Origin of the sequence: uncultured Roseovarius sp. (assembly GCF_947259555.1) — a bacterium.
GTDB lineage: Bacteria > Pseudomonadota > Alphaproteobacteria > Rhodobacterales > Rhodobacteraceae > Roseovarius.
This window is the reverse complement of sequence record NZ_CAMYMD010000081.1, coordinates 1-19,032: the sequence shown is the minus strand read 5'-3', so window position 1 is coordinate 19,032 and position 19,032 is coordinate 1. Positions and strand designations below refer to the sequence as shown.

The following is a 19,032-nucleotide window of genomic DNA, read 5'->3' as shown; positions in this document are numbered from 1 at the left end:
CAAGAAAAAAGGCCCGTCAGGGCCTTGGAGTCTTTGGTCGGGCTGAGAGGATTCGAACCTCCGACCCCCTGCTCCCGAAGCAGGTGCGCTACCAGGCTGCGCTACAGCCCGACCGTGAGACAGGCGATTATACCTCGTGGAACCGCATTGCAAGGGGTTTCGACCCGTTGTGCCGGGTTGCGCATATTGGTCCGAAGGTCGGATTGACAGCCCATGGCCAGGCCGGGTCTAAGAGCTTTGAACAATTGCGCTTTGGTGGCGCGGGAGGTCTGAAATCACCTATCGCCGCAGTCATGTCGACAGGGTACTGGAGGAATCGCAATCGGCCTCGGCCCCGGCGCGGTCGCGGGTGGTGGCGTCGTGGCGGCGCTCGATGCTCACGCATGGGCTGGACCCCGCAGAGCGGCGTGCGCCCGAGCGGGTGGAGGAGACCGAGTTGCGGCACCGGCAGGCGGGGCTGGAGCAATTCCTGCAAGTGGCCGCGCCGAAGCTGGATCAACTGTTCGGGCTGCTGGGCCATTCCGGCTGCGCCGTACTGCTGACCGATGCCGAGGGCGTGGTGCTCGATCAGCGCTGCGCCGAGGGCGACGCCTCGATCTTCGACGATTGGGGCCTGTGGCAGGGGGCGGACTGGTCCGAGGCCGCCGAGGGCACCAACGGCATCGGCACCTGCATCGCCGAGGACCGCCGCGTCATCATCCACCGTGACGAGCATTTTCTTGCGCGCAACACCGCGATGAGCTGCATGGATGCGCCGATCTACGGAGCCGATGGGCGGATCATGGCGGCGCTTGACGTGTCTTCGGCGCGGTCGGATCAGACCGAGGCGTTCAACCGGCTGATCGGCGCGATGGTGGCGCAGACCGCGCGGCAGATCGAGGCCGACAATTTCCGCGCCGCTTACCCGCGCGCCCGTATCCTCTATGCCGACCATGACGACAGCGAGGCGGCGATGCTGCTGGCGGTGGATGGCGACGATATCGTGGTGGGGGCCACCCGCGCGGCGCGCAAGGCGTTCGGGCTGGGCTGCGAAGAAGCGATCCGCGCGGTGCCCGCGAGCGACATCTTCGGTCGCGAAGAGGGGCCGCGCGGGTTTGAAAAGGCCGAGCGCGCGGCGGTGATTCGTGCCTTGGCGCGGGCCGATGGCAATGTTTCGGAGGCCGCACGCGCGCTCGGGATCGGGCGCGCGACGCTCTATCGGCGGATGAAGCGGCTGGGCCTCAACGAAAGCGCGGGCGATCTGTCTCAGGATTGAGACAGGTGGGCGTGCCCGACCCCTGCGCATGGGGTGACGGGGGCTGCTGCGGCGCGCAGGGTATCTCCATTCCCGGCGGAGGACCGGGCGTAACCGGAGGACCCAATATGAACGAGATGACCCAACCCGAGCGCAATACGGCTGCGCCTTTCAAGGCCCGCTATGACAATTTCATCGGCGGCGCGTTCGTGCCACCCGTGAACGGGCGCTATTTCGAAAATATCACCCCGATCACTGGCGCGGTCGTGTGCGAGGTTGCGCGCTCTGATGCGTCGGATGTGGACCTGGCGCTCGATGCCGCGCATGCCGCAAAGGAAGGCTGGGGCCGGACCTCTGCCACCGAACGGTCGAACATCCTGCTTAAAGTCGCCGATGTGATGGAGGCCAATCTGGAACTCATCGCGCAGGCCGAGACATGGGACAACGGCAAGCCGATCCGCGAGACGATGGCCGCTGATATTCCGCTGGCGGTCGACCATTTCCGCTATTTCGCAGGCGTGCTGCGCGGTCAGGAAGGCAGCATGTCCGAGATCGACCATGACACGGTCGCCTATCATTTCCACGAGCCGCTGGGCGTCGTGGGGCAGATCATCCCGTGGAATTTCTCGATCCTGATGGCGGCGTGGAAGCTCGCGCCGGCGCTGGCGGCGGGCAATTGCATCCTGCTCAAGCCCGCCGAGCAGACCCCCGCCGCGATCATGGTGCTGGCCGAGTTGATAAACGATCTTTTGCCTGCGGGTGTGCTCAACATCGTCAATGGCCTGGGCGCCGAGGTGGGCGCGCCTCTGGCGAAATCGCCGCGCATCGCCAAGATCGCCTTTACCGGCTCGACCGAGACCGGGCGCAAGATCATGCAGGCCGCGACCGAGAACCTCATCCCCGTCACGCTGGAACTGGGCGGCAAGTCGCCCAACATCTTCTTTTCCGACGTGATGGCGCAGGACGACGCGTTTCTCGACAAGGCGGTCGAGGGCTTCGTGCTCTTTGCCTTCAATCAGGGCGAGGTGTGCACCTGCCCGAGCCGCGCGCTCATTCAGGAAGATATCTACGAGGAGTTCATCGCCCGCTGCATCGAACGGGTGAAGGCGATCAAGCAAGGCGATCCGCGTGACCCCGAGACGATGGTGGGTGCACAGGCGAGTGCCGAACAGCAGGACAAGATCATGTCCTACCTGACCATCGGTGTCGAAGAGGGGGCCGAGGTGCTGGTCGGCGGTGAGGCCGCGCGGTTCGACGGGGACCTCTCGGGCGGCTATTACGTGCAGCCCACGATCCTGAAGGGCCACAACAAGATGCGGGTCTTCCAAGAGGAAATCTTTGGCCCTGTGGTCAGTGTCACCACCTTCAAGGACGAGGCCGAGGCGCTCGCCATCGCCAATGACACGATGTACGGCCTCGGTGCCGGTGTCTGGACGCGCGACGGCAGCCGCGCCTACCGCTTTGGCCGCGCGATCGAGGCGGGGCGTGTCTGGGTCAACAACTATCACGCCTATCCGGCGCATGCGGCCTTTGGCGGCTACAAGCAGTCGGGCGTCGGGCGCGAGAACCACAAGATGATGCTCGACCATTACCAGCAGACCAAGAACATGCTGGTCAGCTACAACCCCAACAAGCTCGGGTTTTTCTGAGGCTGTAAGCGTAACGAGTGCTGGCCGTCGGGGAGACCCGGCGGCCTGTTCTTCAAAACCGTGTCACTATTTGGCGTGCCCGCGTCGGTCCAACGGGATCAGAGGCTCGCATCCAGGGCCGTGACGATGGCGTCGCCCATTTCGCCCGTCGTAACCGGTGTCACACCTTCCTCGCCCAACAGATCTGCGGTGCGCAGCCCATCGGCCAGCACCTTCTCAACCGCCTTTTCGACACGTGTTGCATCCTCGCCCAAGTCAAACGAGTAGCGCAGCGCCATTGCGAAGCTGAGGATACATGCGATAGGATTGGCCTTGCCCTGACCGGCGATGTCGGGGGCGGAGCCATGCACCGGCTCGTAGAGCGCCTTGGGTCGGCCATTGGCCATCGGCGCGCCGAGCGAGGCCGAGGGCAGCATGCCGAGCGACCCGGTCAACATCGCGGCAGCATCCGACAGCATATCGCCAAAGAGATTGTCGGTCACGATCACGTCGAACTGCTTGGGCCAGCGGCACAGCTGCATGGCACCCGCATCGGCATACATGTGGCTGAGCTCGACATCGGCGTATTCCGCCTGATGCACCTCGGTCACCACCTCGCGCCAGAGCACGCCGGATTCCATCACGTTGGCCTTTTCCATCGAACAGACGCGGTTCGACCGCTTGCGCGCCAGCTCGAAGGCCGAGCGTGCGACGCGGGCGATCTCGGATTCGGTATAGCGCTGCGTGTTGATGCCGACACGCTCGTTGCCCTCGTGGATGATGCCGCGCGGCTCGCCGAAATAGATGCCGGAGGTCAGTTCACGCACGATCATGATGTCGAGGCCGGCAACTACGTCCTTCTTGAGAGACGAGAAGTCTGCGAGGGCGTCAAAACACTGCGCCGGGCGCAGGTTGGCGAAAAGGTCCATTTCCTTGCGCAGGCGCAGCAGGCCGCGTTCAGGCTTCACCGAAAAATCCAGACTGTCGTATTTGGGGCCGCCAACCGCGCCGAGCAGGACTGCGTCCACGTTTTGCGCGCGCTCCATCGTGTCGTCATGCAAGGGTGTGCCATGGACATCATAGGCCGCTCCGCCGACGAGATCCTCGCTTACGTCAAACGTCTTGCCGCGCTTGGCGCCGAACCAATCGATGATCTTGGCGACCTCGGCCATGACTTCGGGGCCGATCCCGTCGCCGGGCAGAATGAGAATCGAGGGGTTGCTCATGGGGCGTGTCCTTGGTTGTGGCTTGACTTGTGTGCGTTGGCGTATAGCCAAGGCGCGGCAGGGTCAAGAAAGCCCGGTGTCAAGGCAGCGCAAGATCGACCCAGACCAGCCTGTGATGGCTGGCTGTGGCCGCGATTTCGCCGCCTTCCGTGCCCTCCGGTGGCCAGTGGATACCCGCATCGATGACGGTCATGTCGCGCGACGGCAGAATGTAGGACACACGCATGCCGCCGGGCCCGGGATCATCCCAATAGACCGTATGAAGCCCTGGATCACCGGTTTTGCCGGCTGCCGGCGGGATCGGATCGGCGCGCGCGGGTTTCGGATCTTGCAGGCGCGGATCGGCCAAAAGCTCGCGAATTGCACCGCGCCGTCCGTCGCTATCTGCCGGGTCGAGGTTGGCATCGCCCATTACCACGAAGCGTTGCGTCGGCGGTGGGCCGAACGCGCCGCCGATGTAATGCTGCCAGAACCGAATTTCATCATGGTTGCGCCGCCCGTTGGCATCCTCCGGCCCGTCAAAGACCGGCGGGCTGGCGTGAAAGGCCATGATTTGCAGAGGGCCTGACGGCATCATCACCGGCACCACCCAATGCCCGGTATAAGAGAGCCGCTGCACCGCCTGCGCCATTTCGGAGGGAAAGGGCGTACCGTCCTCGTGCGTTGGCAATATTGCACCGGGCAGGTCGCGCCACAAAAGTGCGGTGAAATCCCGCACGCGGGCGGTGTCGATCGGATGGCGGGAAAGCAGCGCCATGCCGCTCTGACCCGAGAAGGCACCAAAGCCTTGCGCGTCGCGCTCATCCCCGCGTCGTCCGTCACCGTCCATGTCGAGGCCAGTAGGCATGCCGATATTGGGCCGCAGTGCAAAGAGGTGCTCATAGTATGGTCCGCCGCGCGCCAATCGGTCGCGCAGTGCCTGAAGCGCCAGTAAATCCCCGTCGTAATCGAGCTTTTGAAGAAGCACGATATCGGGGGCTGTTTGCGTTATGATCTGCGCGACCGCGTCGATCTGGGCAACCTGATCCCGCAATATGTCGCGCAGCAAGAGGCCGGGTCCCTTGCGATCCAATCCCACATTCCATGTGGCGAGCCGTAGAGTTTCGGCGGCGAGGGGGAGGGCGGAAAGCGCGATTGCGGTTGCGGCCGCGATCAGGCGCGCTGCAATCCTTTGGCCGAGGGAGCATCGTTCTCGGCATAGGCGCGACGGCGCTTTTCCTCGATCATGTCCGCGATGCGGCTCATGGCAATGCCGCGCATAAACATGCTGGCCGGCAAAAAGGCCCATGCGGTCATCGTCCAGATCAGGGTTTGAGGATGCGTTATTGATATCGGCGCTACCATGTCGGATGCGGCTTGCATTGCCGCCGGGATCAAGAATGGCAGCAAAGATCCTAACACGACGTTAAGGCCGGCATCCCGCCGCAGACGGTGCAGCACATCGCCGCCACCTGTCGGGTCAAAGAGTGGCAGGTTGACCCAGACGTTGAACGCACCCGAGCGCGACGGCCAGCCCAGGAGCCGAACGAGTGTAAGGAAGGAAAGCATCATCACCAGCGAGAAGGTGTAGGATATGCCGGAGGCGGTCCGCACCATGTCGACAAGCGCGTCATCGGCATCTGCCGGCATCATCAAGACGACGAGTCGTACCGGAGAATAGGGAAAATCAATCGCCTGACCGAGACCGTGACCCAACTGGGTCAGCCACACTGTCGCGGCAGTCGGATCGGTCGTGCCGCGTATGATGAAAGACACCGAAACCAGGATTGCCGCGAGCGCGAAGTACTTGAGTCGATTGAACGGAGGGGCAAAACGGAACTCGATGATACTGGGATATCGTCCGTAATACTCTATGAAGGTCATGAAGCCGGCGAGGATCGAGAGAACGATCACGATTTGAGCGGTATCCGCCCCCGTCGAGGGCACAATGACAGATGGCGCTGCCACCAGCACCGTCATCAGTATCGCTCGCGCTAAAGCCCCTGGAATCAGTGAAAACACTGCCCGTTCCCCTTCAACTTGGTCGGTCGCGATACGGTGCCGCGGCCTTTTTCCAACTTGATCCCGCTCATTATGGCGGCTTGCCTCAATCCTGCCCAAGTTTTGCCTTCTTTCAACATCCATCACAAGCGTTTGGTTGATAGGACTAGAGATTTGCGGCGGTTTAAAGGAAGAACTGGTGCAGGATTACATCAAACCTGGATCAGCTTGGTGGCATAAGTTACTGTAAGCACAGCATCTTGTGGGTGGGGCTGAAGGGGACACAAGGCCGGTTTGGAACAATAAAGGCACCGCACGTGCTGTGCGGTGCCTTGGGGGTATCCTCAATCAGAGGCTCAGACCCAGGGGCGTGCCTGTGACGCGCGCGCCTCGAAGGCGTCGATGGCGTCGGCCTTGGCCAGCGTCAGGCCGATATCGTCCAGCCCTTCGAGCAGGCAGTGCTTCTTGAACGCATCGACCTCGAAGGAGAACACCTGACCCTCGGAGGTCGAGACGGTCTGCGCCTCCAGATCAACCTCGATGCGGGCATTTGCGCCTTTCTCGGCCTCGCGCATCAGCACGTCGACCTTGTCCTGTGGCAGGGCAATGGGCAGGATGCCGTTCTTGAAGCAGTTGTTGTAGAAGATGTCGGCATAGGACGGCGCGATGACGCAGCGGATGCCGAAATCCTTGATCGCCCAGGGGGCATGCTCGCGGCTGGACCCGCAGCCGAAATTATCACCCGCGACAAGGATCTGCGCGTCGCGATATTGCGGCTTGTTGAGCACGAAATCGGGGATCTCGTTGCCATCATCGTCATAGCGCATCTCGTCGAAGAGATTGACGCCCAGACCCGAGCGCTTGATCGTCTTGAGGAACTGCTTGGGGATGATCATGTCGGTATCGACATTGATCAGCGGCAGCGGCGCGGCGATACCGCTGAGTTTTTCGAACTTTTCCATTACATCATCTCCCGAATATCGGTCAGCCGACCGGTCACGGCCGCCGCCGCCGCCATGGCGGGGCTCATCAGGTGGGTGCGGCCGCCGCGGCCCTGGCGGCCCTCGAAGTTGCGGTTCGAGGTGGCCGCGCAACGCTCGCCGGGGCTGAGCTGATCGGGGTTCATCGCGAGGCACATGGAACAGCCCGCGAGCCGCCATTCAAAGCCTGCCTCCTTGAAGATGTCCGCGAGCCCCTCTTCCTCTGCCTGAGCGCGCACAAGGCCCGAGCCCGGCACGATCATGGCGCGTTTCACGGCGATCTTCTTGCCCTTGAGGATCTCGGCGGCAGCGCGCAGGTCTTCGATGCGGCCATTGGTACAGGAGCCGATGAAGACGGTGTCGATCTCGACCTCGCTCAGCTTTTGCCCGGGCTTGAGACCCATGTAGTCGAGCGCGCGTTTTACTGCATCGACCTTGCCACCGGCGAAGCTCGACGGGTCCGGCACCTCGGCGTTGATCGGCAGCACGTCCTCGGGGCTGGTGCCCCATGTGACGACGGGGGCGATTTCCTCGCCCTTGAGGGTCACGACCTTGTCCCAATGCGCATCATCGTCGGAATAGAGGGTTTTCCACCAGTTGAGCGCGGCCTCCCATTGCGCGCCCTTGGGGGCGTGCGGGCGGCCCTGCACATAGGCAAAGGTCTTGTCGTCCGGCGCGATCAGACCGGCGCGCGCGCCGCCCTCGATCGCCATGTTGCAGACCGTCATGCGGCCTTCCATGCTCAGATCGCGGATCGCCTCGCCGCAATATTCGATCACGTAGCCGGTGCCGCCTGCGGTGCCGGTGGCCCCGATGACCGACAGGGTGATGTCCTTGGCGGTCACGCCGGGCGCAAGCTTGCCGGTGATCTCGACCTTCATGTTCTTGCCCTTGCGCTGAATGAGCGTCTGCGTGGCCAGCACATGCTCGACCTCGGAGGTGCCGATGCCATGCGCGAGCGCGCCAAAGGCGCCGTGCGTGGCGGTGTGGCTGTCGCCGCAGACCACGGTCATGCCCGGCAAGGTCCAGCCCTGTTCGGGGCCGACGATATGCACGATGCCCTGGCGGACATCGTTGACCGGGTAATAGTGAATGCCGAAATCCTCGGCATTCTTGTCGAGCGCCTCGACCTGGATGCGGCTTTCGGGGTTTTCGATCCCGTTCACCCGGTCAGGGGTGGTGGGCACGTTGTGATCGGGAACGGCGATGGTCTTGTCGGGCGCGCGCACGGTGCGGTTTGCCATGCGCAGCCCCTCGAAGGCCTGCGGGCTGGTGACCTCGTGCACGAGGTGACGGTCGATATAAAGCAGGCTGGTGCCGTCCTCGGCCTCGTGGGCGAGATGGGCATCCCAGATCTTGTCATAGAGTGTCTTGGGGGACATGCGTCCTCTCCCGTTTTGCTGGTGGCTACTTCAGATAAGACGGTTGCGCGCGGCTCAGGCCCGCGCGGTTATGCTGCGCATCGCCCCGAAAAACCGCCAGGGCAGGCGGGCGCGATCGTCCATGTCGAAAATCCGTGTCATGCATCGCAGATACAGCGCCGTGGCGGCTCTATCAAGAGGGGGCGCCATGCAAAACAGGGGCACCGCCGCGCGCCTGTTTCTTTTTGGCTGAAATACTCCGGGGGAGGCGCCCATCGGGCGGCGGGGGCAGCGCCCCCAGCCCGGTCTCCGTTCAGGGCGCGTCGGCGATCTCGCCGGTCAGCGTAAAGAGCCGCTTTGGCCCGCCCGCCGGTTCGATCTTGAGATGGCCGACACCGCGCAGGCCTGCGAATTGGCCGGTGCCGTTCACCAGCTCCCAGAACCCGTCATCATGCAGCACCGGCTTGTCCTCGCCCTTCATGAACACGGCGCGGACGGTGAACTTGATAATCGCCACATCGCCGTTTTCGGCCGTGAAGCGCAGATAGCCCTGCGGGTCGCCGGCCTGGGGCGGGTTGATGTCATGCCAGCCGAATTCGGTGACATTGGCCCCGGCCAGCACGCCGTCGCCCTCTGACACGCCTTCGCGGCGCACGGCGAGGACGAAATGCTTCGATCCGTCGCCCATCTCGAAGCGCATTTGTTCCTGCGGGTCGAGCACGGTGGTCACGGAAACCGGGGCGGCGAGGGCGGGGCCCGTCATCATCAGGGCGGTGGCACATGCGGCAAGGTATTTTTCGAAAGCCATTCGTATCTCTCCTGCAACTCATCCAGTGCCGAGCCAAAAGGGACCGGCTGAGGGGAACGTCACATGCCATATGTAACCACTCAACGACTGTCTGGTTTCAGGCGGTCACATATACGTGCACATATCGTGATCTGCGCATGTGTGCGGGTCAGTCAGATGCCAGCATATATCCCTCGCCACGCACTGTTTGCAGGTAGCGAGGCTGTTTCGGGTCGGTCTCGATCTTGCGGCGCAGCCGTGTGATCTGCACATCGACCGCACGCTCCTGCGCTTGCCCGCCACCGCGGCCCAAATCCTCGACCAATTTTGCGCGGCTGACCGGTTGGCGTAGGTTTTCCGCAAAGATACGCATCAGTTGAACCTCGGTTGCGGTCAGTCGAATGGGGCTGTCGGCCCTGCTCAATTCGGCGCGTTCGATGTCGTAGCGTACAGGACCCATCCGCACGATTTTGGGTTGGGTTTTCTCTGGCTCCGGCTCTGGCATGCGGCGGAGGATGGCATTTATCCGAAGCAGAAGCTCCTTGGGTTCAAACGGCTTGGGCAGGTAATCATCCGCGCCCGCTTCCAGACCTTCGATCCGGTCAGACGTTTCGCCCTTGGCTGTCAGCAAAAGGATCGGCGTGGCGTGGGTTTCGCGCAAGGCGCGCGTCAGCTCGACGCCGCTTTCCCCCGGCATCATGACGTCCATCACGATCAGGTCGAAATCCAGACCCGCCAGCACCCTGCGGGCGTGTGCTGCGTCGCGCGCAACGGACACAAGAAAGCCATGCCGCATCAAGAACTTGCGCAGTAGGCCGCGAATGCGTTCGTCATCATCGACAATCAGCAAATGTGGGGAGGGCTCGTTCATGTCTCGCTCTCCCGGATCGCGTGATAACGGCGGCGCATGTCGGGGTCCATCATCGCTTCTAGAACCTGCCTGAAACCGGCAACCGCCTGCGGCCCCGCCGCGCGGTAGGCGGCTCGCATCCGGGCCCGCTGCGCGTCGGACAATTTGCGTTCGAGTGCTGCGCCCGCTTCGGTCAGGGTCAGGTGGCGTTCGCGCTTGTCGGTTGAGCCGACACAGCTCTCTACAAGCCCGTCCTCGATCAGCGTGCGAAGCACCCGGTTGAGCGATTGTTTGGTCACACCAAGTATCGCAAGAAGGTTGTTGACCGTCGTGCCGGGGCTGCGAGCGATGAAATGCATCGCGCGATGGTGCGCCCGTCCATAGGCCATGGTGGCCAGAATCCGGTCAGGATCGGCCGTGAAGCCGCGATAGGCGAAGAACATCGCCTCGATGCCCTGACGCAGTTGCTCATCCGTAAGAAACAAGAGGTTTTCGCCGCCCCGCATTTCGGCCATGCCCATGCTCCGTTCACAATCAATGCAACTTGCGTTTCATATTAAGTCAGCTTTGTTGACATTCCAAGATCAAACTGCTAGCGAATCTCAGATTTTGCGCAATTTTATGTCCGAAGTGGACGTATTGGGCGCAACAAATGCAAAAGATGCGTAAAGGAGACGGAAGATGTCTGGCTATGGTGATCGCGATGGCAAGATCTGGATGGATGGCAAACTGGTCGAGTGGCGCGATGCCAATGTGCATATCCTGACCCATGCGCTGCATTACGCAAGTTCGGTCTTTGAGGGTGAGCGCTGTTATGACGGCAAGGTGTTCAAGAGCCGCGCCCATTCAGAGCGCTTGCTAAAATCGGGCGAGCTGATGGACATGCCGATCCCCTACACCGTGGACGAGATCGAGGCGGCCAAGGCCGCAGTGCTGGAGGCCAACGGGCTGAGCAACGCCTATGTGCGGGTGCTGGCGTTTCGTGGCGCGGGCGAGGACATGGGCGTCGCCGCCGCGCGCAACCCGATCCGCATGGCAGTGACGGCCTGGGAGTGGGGCAATTACTATGGCGATGCCAAAACGTGCGGTGCAAAGCTTGATATCGCCAAGTGGAAGCGCCCGAGCCCCGAAACCATCCCGGTCGCGGCCAAGGCGGCGGGGCTCTACATGATCTGCACCATGTCCAAGCATGCCGCCGAAGCCAAGGGCTGTTCGGATGCGATGTTCCTCGATTATCGCGGCTACGTGGCCGAGGCGACGGGGGCCAACATCTTTTTCGTCAAGGATGGCGAGGTGCATACGCCCTTGCCCGACGCGATCCTGAACGGTCTGACCCGGCAGACGGTGATCGGTCTGCTCAAGGATCGCCAGATCAAGGTGCATGAGCGCCATATCATGCCAGAGGAACTCGAGAGTTTCGAGCAGTGCTGGCTGACCGGGTCCGCAGCGGAAGTGACACCCGTTGGACAAATTGGCGATTATAATTTCGAAGTGGGTGCGGTGACGCGCGATATAAGCGGCGCCTACGAGGCGCTTGTCCGCGCCTAGACCTCTCTTCAGTCCAGTCAGAAAATGCAGCCGTCCGACGCCATGTCGGGCGGCTTTCTTTTGTCGTTACGGTGCGATTCCGTGAGTGATTCGCCGCTGAACGCCGCCGGAATTGGTGTGACTTGTGACGGGGTGTATTCTGTGACTCGCCCTAAACGTGTCACAATTGTGGCAAAAATAGGAGGGCCACAAGAGAGCAATCACGCCACATGATCCTGCCTGGTGACATGGGGCTTGTGTTTCCTGATTGCTTACAGTGGCGGCGCTTTGGGCTGCAAATATGGGTCATACGTGCAGATTTTCCCCTTAATGCGACACAATTTGAAGGTTACGCAAGTTTTGTTTCCGGTGGCGGAGTAATCTGCTGTCGGCGTGCCGGGCTTGGTCTACTCGCAGGCAACAATGCCATTGAGCAGTTGTGTCTGAATTGTGGCTAAAAAAGAGAATTGAGGTAGAATTGATATCTTTCTCAATGCGGCGAAATCTAGGCGCATAGTAATGTGTCTGCGCGACGGATTCGGTGGGTACAGAGTTAATGCTACCGTTAAAATTGTGCCTTTTTCTGCTTCTTGACTTGACCGTGTGGCGAGTGCAATTTGGGCTAAGTTAGCTTTTTGCCTAACAAAAATGTAATCTCGGGTTGTGGGGGCATTTATCCGGGGATGCATTGGGGTAAGTTAAGTCTGACCGAAGTCATATGCAGAAAGTGCCGGGAAAAGTGTATTCCGGCTGTTCAAAGCTGCGCGGATCGCGCCGCAATTTGGACAACTTTGTGACGCTTTCACCGGACGATCCGGTGGGGCGGGGTAAAATCGCGCTGCGGCGCGCCGTTAATTGGTTTGCTCGTATTGCTTCTGGGGAGTGCTGCCATGTCTTTTCGAATGATCCCGGTGCCATTGCGCCGTGTTGACTCTAATTTTAATCAAAGGATTTCTCTTCACCGCGCTGCGCCGCGTGCTTACTCGGGGATTTTCAAACGCTTGTTGGATATCGCGATTGTTGTCCTGGTCGCGCCACCGGTTCTTATGGTTGTGGGCATCCTCGCTCTTTTGGTGGCTCGTGATGGGGCGTCTCCGTTCTTTTCACAGGATCGTGTCGGCCAGAATGGTCGGGTGTTTCGAATGTGGAAGTTGCGCAGCATGGTTGTGGATGCTGAGGCGCAGTTGGAGAGTTATCTTGCAAGCGATCCGCTACGGAGGCGTGAATGGGACGACCAGCAAAAGTTGCGTCATGATCCGCGCATCACGCCGATCGGTCGGTTTATCCGCAAGACGTCGCTCGACGAATTGCCACAGCTTTGGAACGTGCTGACAGGAGATATGTCCATCGTCGGCCCACGGCCCATGATGCCAAGCCAAGAAGCATTGTATCCCGGGCGCGCCTATTACGCCCTGCGTCCGGGGATCACCGGGTATTGGCAGATATCGGTGCGCAACGAGAGTAGTTTTGCCGAGAGGGCGCAGTTTGATACGCGCTATTTCCGTGACCTGTCTTTGGTGACCGACATCAGGGTCATGCTGGGTACATTCCGCGTCGTCCTGTCGGGTACCGGCTGTTAGATCCGGGGTGCGCCGTCCCGTGCGCGCAGCAGCTCGATGCGCACGGCCTCTCCCCAAGATTGCCAGTTGAGGCGCGTTTCGTACTCCTGCCGCGTTGCCTTGCGCAAGCTTGCATAGTCAGCAGGTGCGTTAATGTATTGCGCGATGCAAGCCGCAAAGTCACTCGGCCCTGATCCGGCAGGCAATGCCTGCCCGTTCACAGCATCGCGCACTGGAATGCCGCCCACGTCCAGGCAGAGCGAAGGCAGGCCGTATGCAGAGGCCTCACAAAAGGCGAAGCCATAGGATTCATGGGATGGCATGATCAGGAAATGTGCCTCCCTCAGGGTCGCTTGCATCACGGCGTTCTCGGCGGGTTCTGATTTATCCAGATGTCCCAGGACCTTTACATGCTCGTTGCAGTGCTCTTGCGGCGGTGTGCAACCTATGACGCACAGGGTCGCATCGTGACCGCCGTCGCGCAGGCGCTGCATTGTCTCAAAGGCGATTGGCCCGCCTTTACCCCACCAATCGCGCCCAAGCATCAAGAGCCGGACGGGCTCGCCTTGCTGCAACGGGACATCATTCGGCGGCCCCGGGTCGGCGATGTTGGCCCCCCATGGAACCACAAGGGAGCGTTCGGGCGCCAGGTCGTAGCGGTGACCCGCCTCGGTTTGCATCCATTTGCTTGGCCAGAAAATCACATCGCATTGTCGCAGAACCTGACGTTCGCAGCGCTCGATTAAGGGGTCGATCAGCCGCGACAGCTGAACGTAGGACCCGAATGCGGAACCGACCTCGGATTTCTTGTAGATTGTCGGGGTTGCGTCGGATGTGAAGGCCCGTAGCATTGTTGCGGGGAGGCGCAGCTTTGCAAGTGATTGAAAACTGTAAGCACAAAACACCACGTCATGTTGTGCCGATGCCAGCTCCGCTTCGGTGCCGCGTGCAATCACGCGCGCCATGGCAAGCTGTGCGCGCCAACGCGCCCGAATGGTAAAAGAGTCCGGAAGCGCCTCGATCACGCGGCGCACAGGCTGTGCCGCGTGCCAGCCTGAACTGAGTACTGTTACGTTGCCGACATGCGCGCGCAGCGCCGCCAGAATTCGGGAGTTTCCACCTGAATAGCTGTGACTGTCCTCGGGATCCTGGTCGCATAGATAGGCAATCTTGAGCGGCCGGGCCTGAGTCATGAGGCTGGAATCCCTCCCGAGGCAAAGACAATATTCGTGCAGTTAGTGCATTGATGCGAACTCTGCATAAAATGAACCTCTAGAGCATTGAATTTGTTGAAATCAGAGCGGATAGCAGCATAAACTCGATGCAAATTCAAGCCCAAAGGGCAGCGTGCCCTGGCAGCTTCAGTTGCTTAGGCCGGGCTTGTGCCACAGACATAACGAGGTACCCGGCGCGTCATGCCCAATGCCCTGGCCTATCTGATGCTTGCGGCCTGGCCGCTGATCACGTTGGCGATGTTCCGGCGTTGGCCAGTCGAGCGTGCGCTGATCTGGTCACTGCTCGGGGCCTACATGTTCTTGCCGCCGCCGCCTGCCGCATTCGATTTTCCCTTGATGCCCCCCCTCACCAAGGAATCCTTGCCAAGCCTTTGCACATTCGTGATCTGCCTTGTTCACTATGGACAACGCACGCCGCTGCTGCCTCAGAGCAATGTCGCACGTGGGCTTGTCCTGTTGTTTATTTTCAGCCCGGTCGCCACGGTCCTTACCAATGGTGAGCCGGTGTTTTACGGATCTATCGGTTTGCCTGCACTCGGGCTCAAGGACATGGTGGCCCTCGTCCTGTTACAAGCGATACTTCTCTTGCCGTTTCTCTTGGCGCGTCAGCATCTTGGTACACCTAAAGGGCTGCGAGAACTCGTTTTTGCACTCGCTTTGGGCGGGTTGATCTATTCTCTGCCAATGCTCTTGGAAGTACGGCTTTCGCCGCAGATAAATATCTGGGTCTATGGCTATTTTCAGCACAGTTTCGAGCAGATGATGCGTGGTGACAGCTTTCGGCCGATCGTGTTCATGTATCACGGTCTCTGGGTCGCGTTCTTCACCGTCATGGCCATGACCTGCGCGATTGCACTTGCCCGCGAGACCCAAGGTCGGCGGCGTCTGATGTATTTGGTCGCGGCGCTCTATCTCGGCGGAGTTCTGGTTCTTTGCAAGTCACTTGGCTCGTTGCTCTACGGGATCTATCTTGCGCCGCTCGCGCTCTTGATGCCGACGCGCATGCAGATCCGCATTGCCGGTTGCATGGCACTTGTGGCCATCAGCTATCCGGTGCTCAAGGGGGGTGGGCTCATCCCGGTCGACTGGATCCTTGAACAGGCGGCAAAGGTCAGCCCGGAGCGCGCCAACTCGTTGCAGTTCCGCTTGGATAACGAGGATATCCTGATGGAGCGCGCGCTGGAAAAACCGCTCTTCGGTTGGGGGAGCTGGGGCCGCAACCATATACTTAACCCCGTGACAGGTGTCATCGAGACGGTGACAGACGGGCGTTGGATTATCCTGATCGGTATATTTGGCTGGGTCGGGTTCTTGGCCGAATTCGGATTGATCGCGCTGCCGGTGCTGATGCTTTGGCTCTATGCGCGTCGTCTGGGAACCGCGTCGCATGTGCGGCTTATCGGGCCTGTTGCGCTCTTGCTTGCAGTCAACCTGATTGACATGCTGCCGAATGCGACGCTGACACCGCTGACATGGCTCTTTGCCGGGGCGGTGCTGGGGTTGGCCGAGGCCGCACAGGCGCGTGGTCCGTTGACACAGAAACGCCGCCCGTTGGGCTGGCGATCTATCATGTGAGGACCGAAGAGATGCCACGTCCACGTGTTCTCGCGATTGCGGAGGCGGCCAATCCCGAATGGGTTAGCGTTCCGCTGGTCGGCTGGTCACTCGCCACCGCCCTGCGCGAGGTGGCGGAGGTACATATCGTCACACAGGTGCGCAACCGTGATGCGTTTCTGCGTGCCGGGCTGGTCGAGGGGCGCGACTTCACCGCCATCGATTCCGAGACCCTGGCGCGACCGATGTGGAAGCTGGGCGAGCGGCTGCGGATGGGGCAGGGCAAGGGCTGGACGATGGTGCAGGCGATCAACGCGCTGAGCTATCCATGGTTCGAGCGTCTGGTCTGGCGGCGCTTCGGGGCCGAGATCAGGGCCGGGGCGTATGACATCGTGCATCGCATCACCCCGCTCAGCCCGACGATTTCCTCGTCGCTGGCGGGTAAATGCGCGCGGGCGGGGGTGCCGTTCGTTCTTGGGCCGCTCAATGGTGGGGTGCCCTGGCCCAAGGGGTTCGACGCCGAGCGGCGGCAGGAGCGCGAATTCCTGAGCTACCTGCGCGGGGTCTACAAGGCGCTGCCGGGGCGCGGGGCGACGCTGCGCCATGCGGCGGCGATATTGGCCGGGTCGCGGCACACATTGGACGAGATGCCGGGATGGGCGCAAAAGAAGGCCGTTTATCTGCCGGAGAATGCGATTGATCCCGCGCGGTTCTCGGATGGTATCACGCCCTCGTCGGATGGCACGCTGCGCGCCGGGTTCGTTGGGCGGCTGGTGCCCTACAAGGGGCCGGACATGCTGATCGAGGCAGCGGCCCCGCTGATGCGCGCCGGGCGTCTGCATCTCGATATCGTCGGCGACGGGCCGATGATGGCAGGATTGCGGGCCCAGGCCGAGGGGCTGGGCGTGGGCGACAACGTCACCTTTCACGGCTGGCTGGAGCATACCCGCGTGCGCGATGTGCTGGGGGCCTGCCATGTCTTTGCCTTTCCCTCGATCCGCGAATTCGGCGGCGGCGTCGTGCTGGAGGCGATGGCACTGGGCGTGCCGCCGCTGATCGTCGATTATGCCGGGCCGGGTGAGTTGGTGGATGAGACGCGCGGCACCAAGGTGCCGATTGGCACGCGGTCCGAGATCATCGCGGGGTTCGCCGCAGCCCTTGAGCGGCTGACGCAGGACCGCGCCGCGCTGACCGCCACCGGGCAGGCCGGGCGCACCTGGGTGATGGAGCATGCCACATGGGCCGCCAAGGCGCGGCAGGTGCGCGCGGTCTATGATGCGGTGCTGACCGGCGCGCCTTTGCCGCAGGTTTTCCCGTCGTGAGCGCCGCAATCGCCTACCGCCCCGAGATCGACGGGCTGCGCGCCATCGCGGTGCTGTCGGTGGTGTTCTATCATTTCGGGTTGGCGGGTATCGCGGGCGGCTTTGTCGGTGTCGATGTGTTCTTCGTGATTTCGGGGTTCCTGATCGGCGGTATTCTCTGGGACGACATCAGGGAGACGGGGCGCATTCGCCTCGCCCGCTTTTACCTGCGGCGCATCCGGCGGCTGGCCCCGGCCTATTTCGCGATGGCGGGGGTGACGCTGGTGCTGGGCTGGCTGATCCTGTTGCCGTTCGAGTTTCGCGAATTCGGCAAGTCGCTGATTGCCGCGACGGTCTATCTGTCCAATATCCATTTCCACCGCGAGGCCGGGTATTTCGACGGGCTGTCTGAGGAAAAGCCGCTGTTGCACACATGGTCGCTGGCGGTGGAGGAGCAGTTCTATATCGTGCTGCCGTTTCTTATGCTGGCGCTGTTGCGCTGGCGGGCGTCGGTGCCGGTGATCCTTGGGGGGATTGCCGTGCTGTCGCTGGGGGCCTGCATCTGGTTGACGTGGTCGATGCCGCAGGCCACCTTCTACCTCTTTCCGTTCCGCGCGTGGGAATTGCTGGCGGGTGTGCTGCTGGCCATCGCGGGGCGCGAGGGCAGCTGGCGCTACGCCCTGCATCCGGCGCTGTCATGGGTGGGGCTGGCGCTGATCCTCGGCTCGGTGGTGTTCATCCGCGCCGAGGGGTTTCCTGGCTGGCAGGCCCTGGGGCCGGTTCTGGGCACGGTGCTGATCCTGTTGAATGGGCGCGAGGCGAATCCGGTCAACCGGGCGCTGGCGCATCCCGGCCCGGTGTTCATCGGGCTGATTTCCTATTCGCTCTACCTCTGGCACTGGCCGGTCTTCGTGCTGTCCTCCTATTGGCGCGGCGGCTATGGCGGGTCGGTCGAGGCGGCGGGGTGGCTGTTGCTGGCGGTGGTGCTCTCGGTGCTGTCCTGGCGCTATGTGGAGCGGCCTGTGCGGCACATGCGGGGCGGCAATCGCGCGTTAGTGGGCGGCACGGTGCTGGCCTCCGCCGGGCTGCTGGCCCTCGGCGCGGTGCTGTGGCGCGGCGACGGCTTGCCCGCGCGGTTTCCGCCCGAACATGGCACCCATATCGCGGCGTCGGGCGATTTCAATCAGGATTGGTCGCGTTGCACCGTGCCTGACACTGGCCCGCTGGCCGGGGTCGAGACCTGCCCGATTGGCCCCGAGGGTGCGGCTCAGGTTCTGATCTGGGGCGACAGCCATCTGAGGGCGATGAAAGAGGGGCTGGAGGCGGCGGCGTGGCTGGCCGAGCGCCCGGCGCTGATCCTGTGGCATGCCGGGTGCCCGCCGCTCTTCGGGGTGGAAAAGACCGAGAGTGCGGCGACGCCTGCACAGGACGCCGCCTGCACCGAGACCAATCAGGTGATCCGCGAGGGGCTGGCGCAGATCGAGAGCCTGGAGGTGCTGTTGCTGGTGGGACGGTGGAGTTATTATGCCGAAGGGCAGGGCGTGGGGCGGGACGCGGATAACCGGATCACGCTTGCGCCATTGCCCGGCAGCCTGCTGCCACAGGGGCCGCAGCATACGCTGTTCAACGCGGCGCTGACGCGGACGCTGGCGGACCTTGGGCCGCAGTTTGCGCGCATCTACCTGCTGCGCCAACCGCCCGAGGTGCCGGATTACGACTCGCGTGCCGTGGCGCGGGCGCTTGTGCATGGGCGTGGCGTGGCCGAGGCGGTGCTGCGTGTCTCGCGCACCGAGGCGGAGGCGCGCGCGGC

At 62.1% G+C, this 19,032-nt stretch carries 16 protein-coding genes and 1 tRNA gene; 7 read left to right on the top strand and 10 right to left on the bottom strand.

The features are described from left to right. Positions 1-34 precede the first annotated feature (34 nt). A tRNA-Pro gene (locus Q0X85_RS13170) sits at positions 35-111 on the bottom strand. A gap of 262 nt (positions 112-373) precedes the next feature. Here Q0X85_RS13170 and Q0X85_RS13165 point away from each other — a divergent pair. Beyond that, positions 374-1,255 (top strand): GAF domain-containing protein, encoded by an 882-nt coding sequence (locus Q0X85_RS13165; protein ID WP_297772542.1) that lies wholly within the window; start codon positions 374-376, stop codon positions 1,253-1,255. 107 nt (positions 1,256-1,362) lie between these two features. Next, positions 1,363-2,883 (top strand): aldehyde dehydrogenase, encoded by a 1,521-nt coding sequence (gene adh / locus Q0X85_RS13160; RefSeq protein ID WP_297772540.1) that lies wholly within the window; start codon positions 1,363-1,365, stop codon positions 2,881-2,883. 98 nt (positions 2,884-2,981) lie between these two features. On the opposite strand, the gene leuB is transcribed toward adh, so the two are convergent. The 8 genes from leuB to Q0X85_RS13120 form a co-directional block, all read right to left on the bottom strand. Beyond that, positions 2,982-4,088: a 3-isopropylmalate dehydrogenase gene (gene leuB, locus Q0X85_RS13155; protein WP_297772538.1), complete on the bottom strand. Its 1,107-nt coding sequence runs from the start codon at positions 4,086-4,088 to the stop codon at positions 2,982-2,984. A gap of 79 nt (positions 4,089-4,167) precedes the next feature. Further along, positions 4,168-5,166: an endonuclease/exonuclease/phosphatase family protein gene (locus tag Q0X85_RS13150; RefSeq protein WP_297772536.1), complete on the bottom strand. Its 999-nt coding sequence runs from the start codon at positions 5,164-5,166 to the stop codon at positions 4,168-4,170. A 74-nt stretch (positions 5,167-5,240) separates the two neighbouring features. Continuing rightward, positions 5,241-6,047: a hypothetical protein gene (locus Q0X85_RS13145; protein WP_297772559.1), complete on the bottom strand. Its 807-nt coding sequence runs from the start codon at positions 6,045-6,047 to the stop codon at positions 5,241-5,243. Between the two features lie 377 nt (positions 6,048-6,424). Next, the gene (leuD, locus tag Q0X85_RS13140) at positions 6,425-7,030 is read right to left on the bottom strand and encodes a 3-isopropylmalate dehydratase small subunit (protein WP_297772535.1); all 606 of its coding nucleotides are present in this window, start codon (positions 7,028-7,030) and stop codon (positions 6,425-6,427) included. Further along, positions 7,030-8,430, bottom strand: a complete 1,401-nt coding sequence (leuC, locus tag Q0X85_RS13135; protein WP_297772531.1) for a 3-isopropylmalate dehydratase large subunit — start codon at positions 8,428-8,430, stop codon at positions 7,030-7,032. Before leuC ends, leuD begins: the two co-directional genes overlap by 1 nt. Before the next feature lie 292 nt (positions 8,431-8,722). Further along, the gene (locus tag Q0X85_RS13130; protein WP_297772528.1) at positions 8,723-9,217 is read right to left on the bottom strand and encodes a hypothetical protein; all 495 of its coding nucleotides are present in this window, start codon (positions 9,215-9,217) and stop codon (positions 8,723-8,725) included. Between the two features lie 148 nt (positions 9,218-9,365). After that, positions 9,366-10,067, bottom strand: coding sequence for a response regulator (locus tag Q0X85_RS13125; RefSeq protein ID WP_297772525.1), 702 nt, complete (start codon positions 10,065-10,067; stop codon positions 9,366-9,368). Then, entirely contained in the window at positions 10,064-10,561 is a 498-nt protein-coding gene (locus Q0X85_RS13120; RefSeq protein ID WP_297772524.1) for a MarR family transcriptional regulator, read from the bottom strand. The genes Q0X85_RS13125 and Q0X85_RS13120 overlap by 4 nt, the downstream gene beginning before the upstream one ends. 166 nt (positions 10,562-10,727) lie before the next feature. On the opposite strand from Q0X85_RS13120, the gene Q0X85_RS13115 reads away from it, so the two are divergent. Both Q0X85_RS13115 and Q0X85_RS13110 read left to right on the top strand, forming a co-directional pair. Further along, positions 10,728-11,594 carry a branched-chain amino acid aminotransferase gene (locus tag Q0X85_RS13115; protein WP_297772521.1) on the top strand — a complete coding sequence of 289 codons (867 nt, stop codon included), beginning with the start codon at positions 10,728-10,730 and terminating at the stop codon, positions 11,592-11,594. Between the two features lie 869 nt (positions 11,595-12,463). Then, positions 12,464-13,153, top strand: coding sequence for a sugar transferase (locus tag Q0X85_RS13110; protein ID WP_297772518.1), 690 nt, complete (start codon positions 12,464-12,466; stop codon positions 13,151-13,153). On the opposite strand, the gene Q0X85_RS13105 is transcribed toward Q0X85_RS13110, so the two are convergent. Then, positions 13,150-14,325 (bottom strand): glycosyltransferase family 4 protein, encoded by a 1,176-nt coding sequence (locus tag Q0X85_RS13105; protein ID WP_297772516.1) that lies wholly within the window; start codon positions 14,323-14,325, stop codon positions 13,150-13,152. The two genes, Q0X85_RS13110 and Q0X85_RS13105, sit on opposite strands and share 4 nt — an antisense overlap. Before the next feature lie 222 nt (positions 14,326-14,547). On the opposite strand from Q0X85_RS13105, the gene Q0X85_RS13100 reads away from it, so the two are divergent. The 3 genes from Q0X85_RS13100 to Q0X85_RS13090 all read left to right on the top strand — a co-directional run. Next, positions 14,548-15,942, top strand: a complete 1,395-nt coding sequence (locus tag Q0X85_RS13100) for a hypothetical protein (RefSeq protein ID WP_297772514.1) — start codon at positions 14,548-14,550, stop codon at positions 15,940-15,942. A gap of 11 nt (positions 15,943-15,953) precedes the next feature. Further along, positions 15,954-17,243, top strand: a complete 1,290-nt coding sequence (locus tag Q0X85_RS13095; protein WP_297772513.1) for a glycosyltransferase family 4 protein — start codon at positions 15,954-15,956, stop codon at positions 17,241-17,243. Beyond that, on the top strand, positions 17,240-19,032 hold a 1,793-nt coding region (locus Q0X85_RS13090; protein WP_297772511.1), incomplete at its 3' end, for an acyltransferase family protein. The genes Q0X85_RS13095 and Q0X85_RS13090, both read left to right, overlap by 4 nt.

What these genes read in the sequence shown, in the direction of transcription:
- Q0X85_RS13115 (WP_297772521.1), top strand. Translation starts at nt 10,728, where the DNA reads ATGTCTGGCTATGGTGATCGCGATGGCAAGATCTGGATGGATGGCAAA.
- Q0X85_RS13110 (WP_297772518.1), top strand. Translation starts at nt 12,464, where the DNA reads ATGTCTTTTCGAATGATCCCGGTGCCATTGCGCCGTGTTGACTCTAAT.
- Q0X85_RS13125 (WP_297772525.1), bottom strand. Translation starts at nt 10,067, where the DNA reads ATGAACGAGCCCTCCCCACATTTGCTGATTGTCGATGATGACGAACGC.
- Q0X85_RS13120 (WP_297772524.1), bottom strand. Translation starts at nt 10,561, where the DNA reads ATGGCCGAAATGCGGGGCGGCGAAAACCTCTTGTTTCTTACGGATGAG.
- Q0X85_RS13165 (WP_297772542.1), top strand. Translation starts at nt 374, where the DNA reads ATGCTCACGCATGGGCTGGACCCCGCAGAGCGGCGTGCGCCCGAGCGG.
- Q0X85_RS13105 (WP_297772516.1), bottom strand. Translation starts at nt 14,325, where the DNA reads ATGACTCAGGCCCGGCCGCTCAAGATTGCCTATCTATGCGACCAGGAT.
- Q0X85_RS13130 (WP_297772528.1), bottom strand. Translation starts at nt 9,217, where the DNA reads ATGGCTTTCGAAAAATACCTTGCCGCATGTGCCACCGCCCTGATGATG.
- leuB (WP_297772538.1), bottom strand. Translation starts at nt 4,088, where the DNA reads ATGAGCAACCCCTCGATTCTCATTCTGCCCGGCGACGGGATCGGCCCC.
- Q0X85_RS13100 (WP_297772514.1), top strand. Translation starts at nt 14,548, where the DNA reads ATGCCCAATGCCCTGGCCTATCTGATGCTTGCGGCCTGGCCGCTGATC.
- adh (WP_297772540.1), top strand. Translation starts at nt 1,363, where the DNA reads ATGAACGAGATGACCCAACCCGAGCGCAATACGGCTGCGCCTTTCAAG.
- leuC (WP_297772531.1), bottom strand. Translation starts at nt 8,430, where the DNA reads ATGTCCCCCAAGACACTCTATGACAAGATCTGGGATGCCCATCTCGCC.
- leuD (WP_297772535.1), bottom strand. Translation starts at nt 7,030, where the DNA reads ATGGAAAAGTTCGAAAAACTCAGCGGTATCGCCGCGCCGCTGCCGCTG.
- Q0X85_RS13145 (WP_297772559.1), bottom strand. Translation starts at nt 6,047, where the DNA reads ATGACGGTGCTGGTGGCAGCGCCATCTGTCATTGTGCCCTCGACGGGG.
- Q0X85_RS13095 (WP_297772513.1), top strand. Translation starts at nt 15,954, where the DNA reads ATGCCACGTCCACGTGTTCTCGCGATTGCGGAGGCGGCCAATCCCGAA.